Origin of the sequence: Pseudoalteromonas aquimarina (assembly GCF_049257255.1) — a bacterium.
Lineage (GTDB): Bacteria > Pseudomonadota > Gammaproteobacteria > Enterobacterales > Alteromonadaceae > Pseudoalteromonas.
On record NZ_JBMMUG010000002.1, the window covers coordinates 293220 to 312393 of the forward strand.

A 19174-nucleotide genomic window follows, 5' to 3' on the forward strand; every position below is an offset into this window, starting at 1 on the left:
ACATGGCTGGGTTTTTTTATATGACGTTACTTAGTCCGCTTGCGGGCGCATATGCGGGAATAAGATTACATCTTTAATTGTTGGTGAGTCAGTAAATAACATTACTAGACGGTCGATACCAATACCTTCACCTGCTGTTGGCGGTAAACCATACTCAAGTGCTTGGATATAATCATCGTCAAAGTGCATTGCTTCATCATCACCGGCATCTTTCTCTTCAACCTGACGTGCAAATCGTGCCGCTTGGTCTTCTGCATCGTTAAGCTCAGAGAAACCATTTGCTAATTCACGGCCGCCTACGAAGAATTCGAAGCGATCAGTAATAAATGGATTTTCATCGTTACGACGTGCAAGTGGTGATACTTCCCACGGGTATTCAGTGATGAAAGTCGGTTGAATTAGCTTGTGCTCAGCTGTTTCTTCGAAGATCTCACATAAGAACTTACCTGCACCCCATACACATTTTTCTGGGATCTTAACGTGTACTTTCTTCGCATAAGCTACTAGCTCGTCGAAGTGGTTTTCAGGATCTTTGAAGATATGCGCGATTTCAGCTGCATCTGGGCCAAACTTGATGATGGCATCAGCCATAGATAGACGCTCAAATTTGCTACCAAAGTCATATTCGATTGTCTCAACAACTTCACCTTCAGCGTTTTTAACTGTGTTAACAACCGTTGTTGTACCAAGTACATCTTGTGCAACGGTACGTAACATGTCTTCAGTTAAATTCATTAGGTCGTTGTAGTCAGCGTACGCTTGGTAGAATTCAATCATTGTGAATTCTGGGTTATGACGCGTTGAAAGACCTTCGTTACGGAAGTTACGGTTAATTTCAAATACGCGGTCAAAACCACCCACAACTAAACGCTTAAGGTATAGTTCTGGTGCGATACGTAAGTACATGTCGATGTCTAACGCGTTGTGGTGAGTCACGAATGGACGCGCTGATGCACCACCAGGAATAACCTGAAGCATTGGTGTTTCAACTTCCATAAAGTCGCGCTCAGCTAAGAAACGACGAATACCTTCAATCACTTTTGAACGAATACGGAAAGTCTCACGGGTATCCATGTTAGTGATAAGGTCAACATAACGCTGACGGTACTTTGCTTCTTGGTCTGTTAAACCGTGGAATTTTTCAGGTAATGGACGTAGTGATTTAGTTAGTAGCTCGTACTGAACCATATCTACGTAAAGGTCGCCTTTACCTGATTTATGTAACGGACCAGATACACCGATGATGTCACCGATATCTAATTGACCATATTTTTCTTTAAGTGCTGCTTGAACTTCTTTTGAAGCATACGCCTGAATACGGCCTTTCATATCTTGTAATACAAGGAAAGGACCACGTTTTGCTAAGATACGGCCTGCTACTGAAACTTGGTGGTCTAATTCGACTAACTCTTCCTTCGATTTATCACCAAACTTAGCTTGTAGATCTACTGTGTAATCTTCACGGCGGAAAGTATTCGGGTGACCATTAGCTGAGCAATTCTCACGAATCGCATCTAGCTTGGCACGACGCTCTGCAATCAATTTATTTTCGTCTTGAATTTGATCTGTCATGTTATAGCTCTAAGTTGCTTGGTTTAAATTAAAGGCCAGATTTCAGGCTGGCTTCGATAAACTTATCTAAATCGCCGTCTAATACGGCTTGAGTATTGCGGTTTTCAACCCCGGTACGTAAATCTTTGATGCGAGAATCATCCAGTACGTACGAGCGAATTTGGCTACCCCAGCCAATATCCGATTTTGCATCTTCTTGCGCCTGCTTTTCAGCATTTTGCTTATGCATTTCAAGCTCAAACAATTTAGCTTTTAACTGCTTCATTGCTTGGTCTTTGTTTTTGTGTTGCGAACGATCATTCTGACACTGTACTACCGTATTGGTCGGTAAGTGAGTAATACGTACCGCAGATTCTGTACGGTTAACGTGCTGACCACCCGCACCCGATGCACGATATACGTCAATACGTAAATCGGCTGGGTTAATATCAATTTCAATATTGTCATCCACTTCTGGATAAACAAACGCTGAAGCAAATGACGTATGACGACGACCCGTTGAATCAAATGGGCTTTTACGCACTAAACGGTGAACACCTGTTTCAGTGCGTAACCAACCGTATGCATACTCGCCTGATACTTTTACCGTGGCACCTTTAATACCGGCAACATCACCATCGGTCGCTTCAACGATTTCAGCTTTAAAGCCCTTTGCTTCTGCCCAACGTAAATACATACGTAGCAGCATATTACACCAGTCTTGTGCTTCAGTACCGCCCGAGCCTGACTGTAAATCGATGTAGGCATCGTTACTATCTTGCTCACCAGAGAACATACGGCGGAACTCAAGTTTTGCCAGCTGACCTAATAAATCTTCAAGCTCTGACTCTGCTTCTGCAAACGTGTCTTCGTCTTCAGCCTCAACCGCAAGTTCAACTAAACCTTCCACATCTTCAGCACCTTGCTCAAGATTTTCGATGGTTTCAACAATTGCTTCTAAGCTCGATTTTTCACGACCTAACGCCTGTGCTTTTTCAGGCTCATTCCATACTGCTGAATCTTCTAATTCGGCATTAACTTCTTCTAACCGCTCTTTCTTAAGAGGGTAGTCAAAGATACCCCCTAAGTTGGTCGGTACGTTCGCGAATTTCCTTGATTTGGTTAATCACAGGATTCACTTCAAACATTACATCACTCCAACAGGTGTTTTGCCCGAATTCTTGGCAATAATCAAAGGCGGGAATTTTAGCAAAAAAAAATGGTTTTGATTAGATTCAAAACCATTTTTTCGCATAAATATTTCTTATCTATGCCAATTGTATTTCGCTAACCAGTAATTGCAGCGAAAACTTGCCTCTAAACTCATTAATATCAAGCTGATAGGCTAAACGTACTTTTTCAGCAGCGGTATTTGGCCACGCCCTTAAATCAACATTAAAGGCAATCGCGTCAACATCTAAACCCGATGCATGTCGCAATACTAATTTTAAATGTTTTTCACCCACCATACGCTGTTGAATAACATAAAAAACATCGTCAAATAGCGGTTCAGGAAAGCTCTGACCAAACGGTCCAGCTTGCTTAAGCTGGTTAGCAAAATTCAAATTAAAACAATCAGCTGGCAAATTACCGTCGGTTAATAGCACCGCGTGTTTATCTTCTTCAGCTAACGTATTTGCTACTGCATCTGAGTACACTTGCTTAAAGCGTGTAAAGTCGCTTTCTAAAATTGATAACCCCGCCGCCATCGCGTGACCGCCAAATTTTAAAATTAAATCTGGGTGTTTCGTTGAAATTGACTCTAACAAATCACGCATGTGTAGCCCAGGAATCGAGCGGCAACTACCTTTAATTTCGCCATTTTCGCCCTGTGCAAAAATCACAGTAGGACGATGATATTGCTCTTTTAAACGCCCAGCTAAAATACCAATAACACCCTGGTGCCAATCATCTTGATATAGACACACTGCATCTGGAATCTCTTGTGACTTTGATACTAAGCGTTCTAGCACTGCGTTTGCCTCAATTTGCATGCCTTGTTCGATTTCGCGGCGCTCTTGGTTTAACCCGTCAAGTTCTGAGGCAATGCGCCTTGCTTGATTACCATCACGGCTCAGTAAACAGGCGATACCTAAACTCATGTCATCTAAGCGCCCTGCCGCATTAAGCCGTGGCGCAATCGCAAAGCCAAAGTCACTGGCTTGCAGACGATAACTATTACGGTTGGCAACCTCAATTAAAGCCAAAATACCAGGGCGGGTGCGTCCTGCGCGAATACGCGCCAAACCTTGATACACCAGAGTACGGTTATTGGTATCGAGTGGCACCACATCGGCCACAGTACCCAGCGCCACAATATCCAAAAGACTCGCTAAATTAGGTTGTGCTAAGCCGGAGTTTTCAAAATAACTTTGCTCTCGTAACATGTGGCGAAGTGCCACCAGCAAGTAAAACGCAACACCACACCCTGCCAAGGCTTTTGATGGAAACTGACAATCAAAGCGGTTCGGGTTAACAATCGCATCGGCATTCGGTAGTTGCTCACCTTGCAAATGGTGATCAGTTACTATCACTTGAATGCCAGCTTGCTTACAAATTTCAACACCCTGCAAACAGGAAATACCGTTATCGACTGTAATTAAAATATCCGGTTTGATTTGCACTACTTGCTCTGCAAGCTGCGGGCTTAAGCCATAACCTAGGTTAAAGCGGTTTGGCACTAAGTAATCAACATGTTGAAAGCCAAACATTGGCAGGCCTTCCATTAATACCGCGGTGCTAGTTGCGCCATCGGCATCAAAATCGCCAACAATTAAAATTTTTGCCTGTTTTTGCAGCCCATTAATTAAGATATTTGCTGCAACATCAATGTCTTTTAACAAGCGAAAATCAAGCAGTGACGCTGCACTGTTGTCGAGTTCAGTATTGTTTTTAATGCCACGAGAAGCATAAATTTGTTTAATAACAGGATGAAGCGATGCATCTAAATGACTGTCGTCAACGCGTGCTCGAGTTTGAATTGTTTTTTGCATGAACCGTTTTTAATAATCCCAGACTAAAAAGGGCCTTTACGGCCCTATTTCACAAACTGGTTAGATTACCCTTTTGTGCTACTTTCAAGAATTTGCTTTAATTGCGCTGCTGGCTGGTAACCCGGAATAAGCGTACCATCTTCTAAAATGATTGCCGGCGTACCCGTAATACCAAAGCTTTGACCCATTTCAAACTGCTCTTTTACTGGTGCATTACAGGCAGCAACATCAACCACATCTTCACCTGCTTTTGCATCTGTAAGTGCTTTAGCCGCATCTTTTGCACACCAAATGTCTTGTAAGTCGTCAAAACCTTTACTTGGTATACCTGCACGCGGGTAAGCAAGATATTGCACCGTAATGCCTGCATCTAAGTAATCTTCTAACTCACGGTGTAATTTACGACAGTAACCACAAGTAATATCTGTAAAGATTGTTACCTTGTATTTTTCATTTTTAGCTGGGTAAACAATCATTGAGTCTGCAAATTGTTTTACGCCTTCTTTACGTAAGTTACCAAGTGCAACTTCCGTTAAGTTTTCTTTGTTTTCAAGGTCAAGTAACGTACCTTGCAGTAAGTATTTACCATCTGCCGTGCTGTAAAGTACGCCGCGATTGGTTAATACTTCGTATAACCCTTTTACTGGCGTTTCTGCAACACCACTTGCTTTTAAACCAATTTTCTCAAATTCAGCAATGATTTTCGTTTCAATTGGATCAACACTCGCTGCTGCGACACCATTTGCTGAAATATTAAATGCCGCACTCAACAAAGCAGCTGCGATTGCTAGTTTTTTCATTTGCTTTCTCTATTTTTAAATACTGGGGCTTATAAATATTTAGACCGTACTAAGCCACATAAAATTCCGTATTTTGTCATCAAGCCCTTGGATGATGCGTCTGATGAATGGATTTTAACCTTTCTTTTGCTACATGAGTATAAATCTGTGTGGTCGATAAGTCACTATGACCAAGCATCATTTGCACCACGCGTAAGTCAGCGCCATGATTAATCAAATGTGTGGCAAACGCATGACGTAAGGTATGCGGTGATAATTCCGTTTGAATATTCGCAATTAACGCATAATGTTTAATGCGATGCCAAAAGGTCTGCCGAGTCATACCTATGCCGCGTTTTGACGGAAAAACAAAGTCGGTTGCATGTTTAATTAACTGCGGTCGCGCCAGCTTAATAAACGCTTCAATGTACTCAAGCGCCACTTCTCCCATCGGCACTAAACGTTCTTTATTACCTTTACCTTTAACAAATACCACAGCTTGACGCAGATTGATTTGCTCCATACGCAGGCCAACTAATTCACTTACGCGAAGCCCTGTTGCATATAACAGTTCAAGCATTGCTTTATCTCTTAGCTCAATGGGCTCTTCAAGATTAGGCGCATCAAGTAAAGCTTCAACTTCTTGTTCTGTTAAAGTTTTAGGTAATGACTGACCTAGCTTTGGCTGTTCAATATGGGCAAGCGGTGAACTAGAAAGTTTTTTTAAACCAATAAAATACAAATAAAAGCGTTTTAACGCACTTTGCGCCCGAGCCGTGCTGCGCGCTGAAAAACCGTTATCTCGACGATAAGCTAAATAATCGAGAATAATGCCTTCATCAACATCAAAAAGTGATGTTTTCGCAATAAAAATCGCAAATTTATTTAAATCGCTGCGGTAGGCCGATAAGGTATTTTCACTTAAACCTTGCTCAAGCCAAAGGGCATCTAAAAACTGCTCTATCTGTTGGCTATTTTCAACACTTGGGGTTTGTTTTTCTGTCAATGTATTAATAACACATAGGTTAAGGTAAACTAGCGCCTATCATATCAAGCTCTCGGCAACGCACAAATTTAATATGAAAATTGGTTTATTTTTTGGCTCTACAACCTGTTACACCGAAATGGCTGCAGAAAAAATTCAGCAAATTATCGGTGAAGACATCATTTCACTTCACAATATTAAAGACGAGCCACTGAAAAACGCAGAAGATTTCGATTTCTTAATATTTGGTATTTCTACTTGGGACTTTGGCGAGTTACAAGAAGATTGGGAATCGATTTGGGATGATATTGAGTCGGTTAACTTAAGTGGTAAAACCATTGCGCTTTTTGGCATGGGCGATCAGCAAGGCTATGGCCAATGGTTTCAAGATGCATTAGGCATGCTGCACGACAAAATAAAACCGCAAGGCGTGACCTTTTTAGGCTACTGGCCTAATACAGACGATTATGAGTTTGAAGCGTCAAAAGCATTAACCGAAGATGGCACACAGTTTGTTGGCCTGGCACTTGATGAAGACAGCCAGTACGAAAAAAGTGATGAGCGCATTGCTACTTGGGTTGAGCAAGTGATGACTGAATACGCCGAAACACTTTAATTTTCGACTTAAAAATTCAGATAAAAATCGCGGCACAGTGCTTTAAAGGCTGTGCTGTATTCGCCACTTTCAGCGTGAATAATCAATTCTTCTTCAACTAACGTTTGCAACTCATCATTGTGCGCTAAACACAGTAACACGCGTTTTGCAGCTTTCTTTTTGCTAGTGAATACCCACAGCTTTTTAATAACCATTAAATTAGCGTTATCTGCGGCACTTTCAAATCGGCTTAACTCGGTTGTTGGCAATACCACACAAAACCGGCCCTTTTTACTTAATAAACTCGCCGCTTTAGCACATAAACTATCAAACGATAAGCCATCCGTATGGCGTGCTGTCATGCGCTGTACATTATCACTTTTAAGTGAATCATTAAAAAATGGCGGATTTGAAACAATTAGATCAAATGCTGTATTTGCTTGAAATTCTTTGATATCGCCTTGCCACACATTTAAATCCGTCCAAGGCGACGCTGAAATATTTTCTTTTGCTTGATTGTACGCTGCCAAATCAATTTCAACGGCTGTGATCGCTAAACTAGGCGCACGTTGCTTAAGCATCAAAGCAATTAGCCCCGTACCTGTGCCAATATCTAATGCTGTATTTGCGCCTTCAATAGGTGCCAAAGCGCCCAGTAAAATACCGTCTGTGCCCACTTTCATGGCACATTTATCGTGGTTAATATGAAACTGCTTAAAAGTAAAACCCGACATTGCGGTAAAATGCCCTCTGCCCTATTGCCTGATTCGGTGTATAATACAGCTAATTTTCATTTATGTTTATTTCCTTATGCACTTTGCTGACCTAGATCTTGATCCCAAATTATTAAACGCCATTGAAAAAATGGGTTTTGATAAACCGACTAGCATTCAATCGCTCGCTATTCCTGCAGCGATGAAAGGTCGCGATATTTTAGCAAGTTCACCAACCGGTACTGGTAAAACAGCTGCGTTTTTACTTGGTTCAATGCAATACCTGATTGATTTCCCAAGACGTAATCCAGGTTTTGCGCGCGTACTTATTATGACACCAACACGTGAACTCGCCTATCAAGTGTATGAACAAGCAAATGCATTAGCTGCACAAACTCACCTTAAAATTGGTGTGGTAACCGGTGGTATTAACTACGGTAGCCATAAAGAGATTTTTGAAAAAAATAACGACATTCTGATTGCTACGCCTGGTCGTTTAATGGATTACTTAAATTCAGAAAACTTCCACGCAGAAGATGTTGAAGTACTTATTCTTGATGAAGCGGACCGCATGTTAGACATGGGCTTTCGTAAAGAAATGCTACGAATTTGCGATGAAGCAAAAAACCGTAAACAGTGCTTTTTGTTCTCAGCCACATTAGAGGGCGACAGCGTTGAGCTATTTGCAGAGCGCATTCTTAATGATCCTGCACTTTTAGAAGCAACCCCATCGCGCCGCGAAAAAGGCAAAATCCATCAATGGGTGCATTTATCAGATAACCGCGAACATAAAGTGGAACAACTTGAAGCGATTTTAAAATCGGAAGAAGTTGAAAAGGCCATTGTGTTCGTTAAAACACGTGAGCGTTTAGAGCAGCTAGTTGGCGAGTTATTCGCGAAAGACATTAAAACCACTTGGTTGCGTGGTGAAATGCCTCAAGATAAACGTTTAGCCGCACTTAAAAGCTTTGATACCGGCCGTACAAACGTATTAATTGCAACAGACGTTGCCGCACGCGGTATCGATGTAGCTGATATTAGCCATGTAATTAACTTCGATATGCCACGCACCGCGGATATTTATGTACACCGCATTGGCCGTACAGGCCGCGCAGGTAAAAAAGGCACAGCGATTTCATTTGTTGAAGCTCATGATGTAGAAATTTTGGCAAAAGTTGAGCGCTACACCGAGCAAAAACTTAAACGCCGCACGATTAAAGGCTTGGAGCCAAAGCACAAAGAAGCGAAACTGCCGGCGAAAAAGAAAAAAGATCCAGAAAAAATGAAAGCGAAAAAGAAAGCCAAGAAAAAAGCGAAAAAGAAGTAAATTAATTACGCGGTGTTAATTTATTACACCGCATTATATTTTCCAATTATAGAATGCTCACTAAATTAAAAATATATACTGCTCGTTTGATTGTAAGTTTATCGCTGCTTATAAGTACTTTTACTTTTGCAGCTGAAACTTACAGTGATCACGAGCAATTTTGTCAATCTCGCACGTTTGAAAAGTGTGATTTCTATCTAAAAAACACACTAGCGAGAATAAAACCCTACAGCAACCAGTGGTATAAAATCAGCTCGTATCAACTCGATTTTTACTACGATCACCAGTTGTTTTCAGAGACATTGAAAATTACTTCGCCATTGCTAGAAAAACCTGAGTTACCTAGCGTCTTTAAAGCTCAAATCTATTTTTATCACGCTAAAGCATTAAACTATACCGGCCAGAAATTACAGGCTAAAGAAGTTGCATTTAAAACCAAGGAGATTCTGAAAGACCATTTTGATGCCTTTCAGGACCCCTATCGCATTGTTGAAATAGCAAACCTATACCATGTATTTGGTGACCCTGAAAATGCACTAAAATTGCTCCAAAAAACCCAGCATCAATTTGCTAAACGTCAAGATCCGCATTTTAATTTTGAGTTGTACGGTAATCTTGCACAAACTTATATCGCATTGGGTGATTTAGATAAACAAGTATTAGCTTGGCAAAATGCCCTTTATGCGGCTAATCAAACAAATGACCCACAAAAAATAAAAATAGCTTATGGTGGTTTGGCCTTTAGCCAAAAAGCAAACAAAGACTTTCAAGGTGCTTATAATAACTACCTCAAAGCACTATCAATAAAAGCCCCAAAACAAAATCAAGCAAGCTTTGCTAGGTTGCAAATAAATTTAGCTGAAATGGGTCTGGCACTTAAAAATAAAAAGCTCGCAGCGGACCACTTTAAAAAAATATTACCGCAAAGTGTGCCTAGACTGCACAAAGAGCGATATTTACAATTACAAACTAAACTGCAAATCGAATAAAACTTAAGGTTTTATTGCACCTTCATGGCGTAATAACCATGCCTTTCGCTCTAAGCCACCTCCGTAACCTGTAAGTGACCCATCCTTACCAATCACCCGATGACACGGCACAATAATCGCAACCCGGTTCATACCATTTGCAGTGGCGACTGCGCGCACCGCTTTTGCGTTATTAAGTGCCGTTGCTTGCTCTGAATAACTGCGTGTTTCGCCAAATGGAATAGTTTGTAACCCTTGCCATACGCCTTGTTGAAATTCGGTACCAGGTAAATCTAGGGGAATGCTAAACTCTTTTCGCTTGCCCGCAAAATATTCATTGAGCTCTAACTTACACTGTTTAATGTGATCATTCTCGCCTTGTAAAATCACCGCATTCAAGCGCTTTTGTAAATCGTTAAATTCCGTCTCAAGCATTCGCCTATCAACAAACTCAACCAAGCAGACGCCGTTATTGGTTGCGCAAATAAACATTGGGCCAATCGGTGTAGTGTGGCGCGCAATTAAGATAACTTGCTTTTCATTACTTTTACTTGGGTTAAGGCCTGTGGCTTTTTTAAAGGTGTAGGCAAACCCGCTTAATGAGTTAAAACCTGAATCAAGTGCCGAATCAATCAGTTGCTTGCCATTTTGAATTTCTTGATAAGCGGTATTTATACGCACCATGCGCTGATAAGCTTGAAACGTCATGCCATAGTGTTTTTTAAACCAACGCCTTACCAGCTCAGGTTGAATGCCCGCTTCTTTTAAATGGTAGTCTGAAAGCTTTTCTTGGCCTTTTTGCGCTAGCAATTTTAACGCTGTAGCAACTGGCTCTGGCATTGAATGGGCATTTTGTGTTGGCTTACACACTTTACACGGGCGAAAGCCCGCATCCAGAGCATCTTTTACCTCAGAGCAAAACTCGACATTTTCTTTTTTTGGTTTGCGTGCACTGCAAGTCGCGATACAAAAAATCTGCGTGCTGGTAACACAGGCATAAAAACAGCCAAGATATTGACTGTTTTTATCTACCAATGCTTGGTAATACTCGTTAATTTTTTCAGGTTGTGTGATTTTCATAAAGCCAATCATTTGGTGATTTTAGCCAAGCGTAACCAAGGCTAACATTTCACTCAACCGAAAACTGAACAAGTATATTTTTAGTGTTGGACTAACGAACTTTCAGGCAATCCAATTTCATCCAACATCATCATTAAATGGGCAGCGCTCCAACTAAAGTTAGTTGCACCTTGTTGCTCACCAGTAAAAGGATGATAATTTTCACGAATACTGTCTTTTTGGCTAAGGCCTTTACTATTACTAATCAGCTTTTGTAAAAGCTGCTGCGCGTCCTTTTTATAGCCATAATGACTTAGTGCACTTAGCGCGAAATACACTTGATCAAGCCACACCCTGCCGCGCCAATAAACATCTGCGCCAAATGCGGGGTTTGTGATAGCAGCGGTAGGAAATGGCACATGGGTATTAAATTCGTGCTCACTAAGCATGGTATTAATAACGCTTTTAGCATTTTTCTCGCTTGCAACCTGGCTAAACAACGGCGCCCAACCTTCAGGGCCTTTGCCGCGATGCACTAACAACTTACCTTTACATTCACTCGTTGACTGCTGACTATTTTCAATGGCTAAATCATAGTAAAAGCCAGTTGTGCTATCGTAAAAACACGCATCAATACGTGCTTTTAAGATTTGATATTCTGCTTGGTATTTTTGTGCATCTTGCTTGTTACCTAATCGTTTTGCCATTGCCGCTAGTTGGCGTTTTTCCATCGCGAGGTAGCTATTAAGCTCTACAGATTCTTGGTTAATTGAGTAGCCAACCAATTGACCATCACGTACGTTTTCAAAAATCTTAACCTGCCAATCAGCCTTCGCTTTTGCCATATCGCCTTGATAAGTTTGATTGGCATATTCTTTAAACTGCTCATTTGAAATAAAACCAAAACGCGCCGCATTATCCATACCTGACTCCCAGCCCGCAGCATGTTGCACAGGAATATCAAACGCACTAATTTGGCTGTTATCAAGTAAACTTAAATACAACTGATTACCGCTGCATAAATACCAATTATCTTTCCCTTTTTTGCACGATGCCAAAACAGCCAGTTGCGTATTTGCTTGCACTGAGAAACGCATCTCCCCCTCTTTTGTGGTATGCGTATCATCAACCGTGCCGCCATATTCAATTAAGCCATTGCCATTATGATCACGGTTTAAATACCACCATTCATGGTACGCTTTTAATTTCGGATACATTTCAGCCAAAAACGCATCATCATTACTTTTTGACACAATTTGCCAAACAACCCAAGATGCCAGTGGCGGCTTAGTATTACGCTCATTCCAATTGCCGCCATCGCCCCCGCGCGCTTTTGAGTAGTTGTAAAACACCGCATCAATCACCATGCCCGCGTCTTGCGCACGAAGTGTATCTTTGTGCGTTATTTGATAGTCAAACATGGCGCGAACATTATCTTTAGCAAGTTCGGGCATCACCTCAGCAAGTGCATAGGCATGCTTCCAGCTGTCCCACGCCCATACACCATTAAACCAACGGGCAGTCACCGATGGGGTTATACCATTATGTTTAATTGCCCCTGCAGGACTACGCCAATTACCAACTAAGGTTTCTAGCGACTTTATTGCTAACCCCTTTGCTTGTTCGCTGTGCAGATTTGATAGTTTATTTGCAACTGACTGCCATCTCGTTTTCGCTTTCAAATAGGCGGGCTTTTTACTGTTCAACCAAGCGTTTATTTTTACATCTTCGCTATCGCTTTCTTGCTTATTGTGAGTATAGCTGAGCACTGTAGTCAGTAACTTTGAATTTGCAGGCAAAACCGTTAATGCACTTGTACTTATGTAGCTTTGTTCAACAGGGTTAATAACTGATTTAGAAGCAATGGAACGCGTAATTTTAAACCGAGCGTTGCTGTCATTAAGTTTGTGCCACGTATCGCGAGTTTGGTCAAATTGCCATGCAATTGCTTGCTTAGAGGTTTTTGGTGTTACTTGCCAAATGTAATCGTCATCGTCGCTTTTCCAATGCTTTGTAAGTTGCCCTTGCCACTTTAGTGAAAGGTTGAGTGGCTTTTCGGTTAAATTAGTAATGTGTGTATCAATCACACTGCTGCGCGTTGATACAAAACTTAAGTAAATATCGATGCTAAATGTGTTTGTGGTAAAGGTTTGTTTGTAATATCCAAGCTCACTGGAAATGGAACTAGATAAAGCCGAGAGACGTTGATAATCACCGCCATCAACAGCAACTGATAACATCTCAACATATTCAGCAAAATAAAGGGTGTACTCTTCAAACACAATGGCAGGCCCCGCAAATCCGCCAGCATTTTCATGGTTTGGTTGTAAAAATCCATGCCAGCTACCAAGGTCAAATAATGGGTTTGCTTGCTGATTACCATATTTGTCATAAAATTTTGCCAATTTGGGCTCGCCTACACGGTCGAGTTGCGATGCAGAAATAGCCTGAAAGCTAAAACACATTAGAATAGAAGTGAGTAGAAATTTCATTAAAATAAGTTAACAATTTAAATTTTGTATACATTATCCACAACATGCATAAAAAAACAATTCAGGACAAATGCACTACTATCTTAAGTAGAAATCAATTGAATTGCGTGACAGTACTTCCTAGAATAACGCTGACGCCAAAATAAATGGCGAGTAAATAAATTATAAAAATAATGAAAAAACGAAACGGTATTTTGGCAAGCTTATTATTGCTTTGCACACAACTTTTAGCTGCGGATAACATGCATAACTTTGAAGATGTATGTTTTGAGCTTCCCGTACCAAAGTGCAGTGCAAAATTATTAAAAGAGCAAAGTGAGTATGACCCATTCACGACCGATTGGTACTTTATTACTGCTCATTACCTAGATTTTCTCTATGAAACAACAAATTTGCTGCCGCTTAAAAACCTAACTGAGCAATATATCAATGCCGACCATAGGCACCCTGTCACTTTTCAAACTCAGCTTTACTTTTATGCCTCTAAAGCATTTAGTGTTTATGATGAAAAAGAGAAGGCTCAGCATTACGCTAAAAAAGCGATTGCGTTAGTAAGCGCTACATCTGATAGTTTTCCAAATCCTCTACGCACAGTAGAAATAGCTAATTTAGAAATGGTTTTCGGGGACAGAGATAAAGCCGTTAAAATGTTTAGTCGCCTTGCGCAAAAATACAAAAAGAGTAAAGACGCAAAATTACAGCACGAAATTTATGGAAACTTGGCAAATGCCTTGTACTCACAAAATCAATTACTAGAATCGATTCCGCATCGTAAAAGTGCTATTTTCTGGGCGAAACAGCTTGGCTTTACAGAAAATATAATTATGGCGATAGGTAATTTAGCGCGCACCTATCAACTCGTTGGCCAGTTACAGCTTGCTAATGAAACTTATCAAAATGCAATTTCTCTATTTAAAACAGGAGAAAGTCCAAACTATTCAATTTTTCAGTTACGTTTAGCTGAAATTAACGCTGCGCTGAGTTTGCAAAATGAAGCTAAAGTGCACCTTGCAGAAGTTAAATTTACTAAATTATTGCCGGGCCACCTTACTCTCTACAAGCAACTAGCTCAAAAGTTAGACTTAGAAACTTCGGCGCTTTAATCACCAATCTTAACTTGTTAATCTGATAGTGGCGGTTAATAATTGTACTAAGCACAAGTAATGTAGCGTAAAAATGTCGATTTATGCTTTAGCACTCTTTTTTTTATTACCAGTTGTTTCATTCTGGTTGTTTCCGCATGTAAATAACATCGATTACATCAGCTTTGCATCTGAATTTATTATGGCTGTGACGGTGCTAGTGTGTATTGTGAATTTAAAGAACTTTCAAAAAAGTGAACGCTCAAACCAAATTCTCTATGTTGGTTTCTCTATTCTTTTAGTTGCCATCTACGTTGATGCTCTAGATGAATTATTTATTTTTCCAAAAGTCATCACTATTGTTATCGAAGATATCTTCCAAATTTTAGGGTTGCTTTTGATCGTTTTCGGTATCAAGTTGTGGCTGGAAAAACAAGAAGCGCAAAACAATTCATTGATAAAATTAGCAACCACAGATCCACTAACTGGCGTATTTACTAGGCGCTATTTTATTGATAAAGCAACTGAAAAATTAAGTGAAAGCAATCCGCGTTTTTGTATTTTGATGCTTGATATCGATCATTTCAAAAAAATAAATGACAAGTATGGGCACAATGTAGGTGATTTAGCTTTGGTTGAGTTTTGCTCACTGATGGAAAAAAACTTACGTGATTCTGATTTATTTGCTCGCTGGGGCGGTGAAGAATTTATTGTGATGTTACCGCATATTGCACTGTCTTCAGCTGCAGATAAAGCTGAATCACTTCGAAGCAAGCTGGCTGAATCAAAAATCCAGTTGCCAGATGCTGAATTTACTATGACAGTGTCGATTGGTGTGGTTGAGTTTAACCCTGTTACGCCAAAACTCGAGACGCTGATCGATATTGCCGATCAGCGTCTCTATAAAGCAAAACAGCAAGGGCGAAACCAAGTTGTATCAAACTAGCTGCGCGCTTGTTTTTAAGCTTGCTCTTCTCTTAAAAATACAGGTTCATTTGCTTTTTTAGTTTGCTCTTCGCTAAAGTAATAACCCGCACAATCAAACGCTAATAATTGCTCCATAGTAGTCACTTGCTGCTCCATAAGATAACGCGCCATCAATCCTCGCGCTTTTTTCGCATAGAAGCTAATCACTTTATACTGACCGTTTTTACAATCCTTAAATACAGGTGTGATAATTTCACCTTTAAGCGCTTTTTTATCCACCGCTTTAAAATATTCGTTAGATGCTAAATTTACTAATGTCGATGTATTTTGCAGAGCAAATACCTCGTTAAGCTTTTCAGCAATAATGCTGCCCCAAAATTGATACAAATTAGCACCGCGAGAATTCGCTAGTTTTGTGCCCATTTCAAGACGGTACGCCATCATTAAATCAAGCGGTTTTAAAATTCCGTATAACCCCGATAAAATACGCAAATGGTTCTGCGCATAATTAAGCGTTTCTTCACTGAGAGACGCAGCATCAAGACCAACATAAACATCCCCATTAAACGCGTAAATAGCTTGTTTAGCATTACTTTCATTAAATGGTGTTTGCCATTCGGTAAATCGCGCTACATTCAAACCCGCCAATTTATCGCTAATTTTCATTAAGCTTGAAAGATCTTGTGCTGAGAGTGTACGACACACTTCTATAAGTTCTTGGCTATGGCTTAATAATTCTGCCTGAGTGAAGTTTTTGTGCGGTGCTGGCGTTTCGTAGTCTAAATTTTTAGCAGGTGATATTACTGTGATCATAATTACTATTGACTTGTCGTTGTATTAAGGTAATTTCAACATTTCTTGTAATAAAAATCACCTGTTAGTTAGTTTTCGATGGATTTTTCTTCGCTAGGAGTAGCGTAAACCGTGAGTTACGGACATTTGACCTTTCCCAAATACTTGTCATCTAGCTTTAATGATTCATCTTTAAGCTAAACTTTAGCTAACACGCTATTTTTATTACCTTGAAATTAGGAATGAGGTAAACCATGACACAAATTTTAGCGGCTTTAAAAGCCCAATCTACAATTGTTGCCGATACTGGTGACATCGCTGCAATCAAAGAACACCAACCTGAAGATGCAACAACAAACCCTTCACTACTTTTAAAAGCAAGTGAAATTGAGGCATATCAGCCACTGCTGGCAGAAGCACTTTCATATGCAAAAGCAAACGAAGCCGATTCTGCAAAGCAAGTAGCCCTTGCGTGTGATTATTTTTCAGTTTTACTGGGTAAAGAAATCAGTGAAGTTGTACCTGGTTACATTTCAACAGAAGTTGATGCGCGTTTATCATTTGATACTGAAGCTACCATTGCAAAAGCAAAAGCTCTGCTTGCGCTTTACCGTGAAGTAGGCGTTGATACAGATAAAATTCTGATCAAAATCGCATCAACATGGGAAGGTATCAAAGCTGCTGAACAGTTAGAAAAAGAAGGTATTAAGTGTAACCTAACACTACTATTCTCTGAAGCGCAGGCCAAAGCATGTGCAGATGCAAATGTATTTTTAATTTCACCATTTGTTGGTCGTATTTTAGATTGGCACGTTAAAAATGGTATGCCTAAGCCAGAATCAGCACTTGACGATCCAGGTGTACAATCAGTGCGTAGCATCTACAATTTCTATAAGTCACATGGTTATGAAACCGTTGTAATGGGTGCAAGCTTCCGTAATACCGGCGAAATTTTAGCGTTAACAGGTTGCGACCGTTTAACGATTAGCCCTCAGCTATTAACTGAACTTGCAGAGTTAACCGACGCAGAGGTTTATCCTCTAGAAAAACCAACGGAAGTATTACCAAAGCCAGCACCACTTAGTGAAAATGAGTTCCGCTGGCAGCATAACCAAGATGCGATGGCAACAGAAAAGCTAGCTGAAGGCATTCGCTCGTTTGCCGAAGCACAAATTGAACTTGAAACTCGTTTTGCAAACCTATAAGGAATAAACGGTTTATGACCACCTTAGCGCAGTTGCACACGCAACTAACAAATGCTGCTGAGAATATTAAAAAGAGCCATATTTTGGCTCTTTTTGATGCGCAGCCTAACCGTGCAAGTGAATTTACAATAAGTGCGGCAGGTTTAACCCTCGACTTTGCTAAGCAAGCAATCGATAAATCCATTCTTAATGATTTAATTGAAGTTTCTAAGCTAAAGCAGTTAGCGCAACTAAAGCACGCGCAATTTAGTGGTGAATTAGTAAACACTACTGAAAAGCGTGCGGTACTTCACACAGCATTGCGTGACAGCACTTTGTTAGCCAAGCACTTGCCCGAGGTGGCACAAGAAATTGAAGCAACTAAAACTCGATTGCTTGATTTTGTTGCCCGTTTCGAACAAAACAGCATCAAAGGCGCTACAGGCAAAGCCATTACAGATGTAATCAGCATTGGTATTGGCGGCTCTTTTTTTGGCCCTAAAATGTTGGAAGCCGCATTAGTAGATAACCATGTCAATGATATCAATGTGCACTATATTGCCAACATTGATGGCCAACAAATTAAGCACACGCTAGCAAAGCTAAATGCTGAAACGACCTTGATTGTGGTAGCGTCGAAATCGTGGACCACAGCTGAAACTCAGCTTAATATGCAAGCCGTGATGGACTGGTTTAAGCAAACCATGCCAAACACTGCAATTGCCAACCATTGGGTAGCATTAACGGCAAAACCAGAGCTCGCAAAGCAAGCAGGCTTTAGTGAAGAAATGATATTTCCATTGTGGGATTTTATTGGTGGCCGTTATTCAGTTTGGTCAACCATCGCCCTTCCGCTAGCACTAAAAATTGGTAAAGCTAATTTTGAAGCCTTGCTAGCAGGTGCTGCAAGCCTTGATAATCATTTTATTACTGCGTCAGAAGAGCAAAACTTACCTGTAATTGCAGCCTTAATTGGTTATTGGCAGCAACACTATTTAGGTGAAAACAACCTACTTGTACTGCCTTATGGTCACGCCTTAAAAACATTACCTGCTTATTTACAACAACTTGATATGGAAAGTAACGGTAAAAGCGTGAATATTACTGGTGATTCGATTGAATTATCAGGCCCAATTTTATGGGGTGCTGAAGGCACAAACTGTCAGCATTCATTTATGCAATTGCTGCATCAAGGCAAGCAAAGCGCCATGATTGACTTTATTTTGCCACGCGTCGGTGAAAGCAGTTACCAGCAACACCACAAAGCAATGATTGCAAATTGCCTAGGTCAAAGCCAAGCGTTATTGCAAGGTAAAAACTTAGCGCAAGCGCAAGCTGAACTAGAAGCCCAAGGGTTAAGCCAAGAAGACATAAATGAACTTGCGCCGCATAAAGTGATGCCGGGCAATAAAGGTTCTAATACATTATTAATTGACGATTTATCACCTCGTTCACTTGGCGCACTGTTAGCTTTTTATGAACACAAAGTGTTTGTGCAAGGTGTGTTATTTGGCATAAATAGTTATGACCAATGGGGCGTTGAACTTGGTAAACAACTCGGTAATCAAGTACTCGATGCGATGGCGTCCCAAAATTACGAACAGCTTGATCCTTCTACTGCTCACCTACTAAAAACACTTACAAATTAATACCCTAACAGCTACCTTTTTGGTAGCTGTTTCCTCCTTGTTTGATCCAGTCGAAAAACCTTCATTATTTTTTAACAA

Annotated in this window: 16 protein-coding genes; 7 read left to right on the forward strand and 9 right to left on the reverse strand. The window is 40.5% G+C overall.

The window, feature by feature from the left end:
* Window positions 1-30: 30 nt before the first annotated feature.
* The 5 genes from lysS to xerD all read right to left on the reverse strand — a co-directional run bounded on the left by lysS (window position 31) and on the right by xerD (window position 6329).
* Window positions 31-1572, reverse strand: a complete 1542-nt coding sequence (lysS, locus tag AAEU29_RS06290; protein WP_421972524.1) for a lysine--tRNA ligase — start codon at window positions 1570-1572, stop codon at window positions 31-33.
* A gap of 28 nt (window positions 1573-1600) precedes the next feature.
* Window positions 1601-2699, reverse strand: a protein-coding gene (gene prfB / locus AAEU29_RS06295) for a peptide chain release factor 2 (protein WP_421972525.1) whose coding sequence is annotated in 2 segments (ribosomal slippage) — window positions 1601-2623 and window positions 2625-2699 — 1098 coding nt in all. Because the reading frame shifts where the segments join, the coding sequence is not laid out codon by codon here.
* 120 nt (window positions 2700-2819) lie between these two features.
* Window positions 2820-4544, reverse strand: coding sequence for a single-stranded-DNA-specific exonuclease RecJ (gene recJ / locus AAEU29_RS06300; protein ID WP_421972526.1), 1725 nt, complete (start codon window positions 4542-4544; stop codon window positions 2820-2822).
* Between the two features lie 65 nt (window positions 4545-4609).
* Window positions 4610-5344 carry a bifunctional protein-disulfide isomerase/oxidoreductase DsbC gene (gene dsbC, locus AAEU29_RS06305; protein WP_421972527.1) on the reverse strand — a complete coding sequence of 245 codons (735 nt, stop codon included), beginning with the start codon at window positions 5342-5344 and terminating at the stop codon, window positions 4610-4612.
* Window positions 5345-5423: 79 nt separating this feature from the next.
* Entirely contained in the window at window positions 5424-6329 is a 906-nt protein-coding gene (gene xerD, locus AAEU29_RS06310; protein WP_421972528.1) for a site-specific tyrosine recombinase XerD, read from the reverse strand.
* Between the two features lie 73 nt (window positions 6330-6402).
* Here xerD and fldB point away from each other — a divergent pair, with 73 nt between their 5' ends.
* A complete protein-coding gene (fldB, locus tag AAEU29_RS06315; protein ID WP_421972529.1) occupies window positions 6403-6924 on the forward strand; it encodes a flavodoxin FldB in 522 nt (173 codons plus the stop codon).
* Between the two features lie 8 nt (window positions 6925-6932).
* Here the strand turns inward: fldB and AAEU29_RS06320 are convergent, their stop codons facing one another.
* Complete coding sequence (locus AAEU29_RS06320; RefSeq protein ID WP_421972530.1) at window positions 6933-7637, reverse strand: tRNA1(Val) (adenine(37)-N6)-methyltransferase; 705 nt, start codon at window positions 7635-7637, stop codon at window positions 6933-6935.
* Window positions 7638-7713: 76 nt separating this feature from the next.
* Here AAEU29_RS06320 and srmB point away from each other — a divergent pair, with 76 nt between their 5' ends.
* Together srmB and AAEU29_RS06330 are read left to right on the forward strand one after the other, a co-directional pair.
* Window positions 7714-8943 (forward strand): ATP-dependent RNA helicase SrmB, encoded by a 1230-nt coding sequence (gene srmB / locus AAEU29_RS06325; protein ID WP_421972531.1) that lies wholly within the window; start codon window positions 7714-7716, stop codon window positions 8941-8943.
* 53 nt (window positions 8944-8996) lie between these two features.
* Complete coding sequence (locus AAEU29_RS06330) at window positions 8997-9932, forward strand: tetratricopeptide repeat protein (RefSeq protein WP_421972532.1); 936 nt, start codon at window positions 8997-8999, stop codon at window positions 9930-9932.
* A gap of 3 nt (window positions 9933-9935) precedes the next feature.
* On the opposite strand, the gene AAEU29_RS06335 is transcribed toward AAEU29_RS06330, so the two are convergent.
* Both AAEU29_RS06335 and ygjK read right to left on the reverse strand, forming a co-directional pair.
* Entirely contained in the window at window positions 9936-10991 is a 1056-nt protein-coding gene (locus AAEU29_RS06335; protein WP_421972533.1) for a bifunctional transcriptional activator/DNA repair enzyme AdaA, read from the reverse strand.
* A gap of 80 nt (window positions 10992-11071) precedes the next feature.
* The gene (ygjK, locus tag AAEU29_RS06340) at window positions 11072-13462 is read right to left on the reverse strand and encodes an alpha-glucosidase (protein ID WP_421972534.1); all 2391 of its coding nucleotides are present in this window, start codon (window positions 13460-13462) and stop codon (window positions 11072-11074) included.
* Between the two features lie 173 nt (window positions 13463-13635).
* On the opposite strand from ygjK, the gene AAEU29_RS06345 reads away from it, so the two are divergent.
* The gene (locus AAEU29_RS06345) at window positions 13636-14565 is read left to right on the forward strand and encodes a tetratricopeptide repeat protein (RefSeq protein WP_421972535.1); all 930 of its coding nucleotides are present in this window, start codon (window positions 13636-13638) and stop codon (window positions 14563-14565) included.
* Window positions 14566-14638: 73 nt separating this feature from the next.
* On the forward strand, window positions 14639-15490 hold the full coding sequence (locus tag AAEU29_RS06350) for a GGDEF domain-containing protein (protein WP_421972536.1): 852 nt from the start codon (window positions 14639-14641) through the stop codon (window positions 15488-15490).
* 14 nt (window positions 15491-15504) lie between these two features.
* On the opposite strand, the gene yaaA is transcribed toward AAEU29_RS06350, so the two are convergent.
* Complete coding sequence (gene yaaA, locus AAEU29_RS06355) at window positions 15505-16284, reverse strand: peroxide stress protein YaaA (RefSeq protein ID WP_421972537.1); 780 nt, start codon at window positions 16282-16284, stop codon at window positions 15505-15507.
* Between the two features lie 233 nt (window positions 16285-16517).
* Here yaaA and tal point away from each other — a divergent pair, with 233 nt between their 5' ends.
* Window positions 16518-17468 carry a transaldolase gene (gene tal / locus AAEU29_RS06360; RefSeq protein WP_421972538.1) on the forward strand — a complete coding sequence of 317 codons (951 nt, stop codon included), beginning with the start codon at window positions 16518-16520 and terminating at the stop codon, window positions 17466-17468.
* 14 nt (window positions 17469-17482) lie between these two features.
* Complete coding sequence (gene pgi, locus AAEU29_RS06365) at window positions 17483-19096, forward strand: glucose-6-phosphate isomerase (protein WP_421972539.1); 1614 nt, start codon at window positions 17483-17485, stop codon at window positions 19094-19096.
* Window positions 19097-19174: the final 78 nt, after the last annotated feature.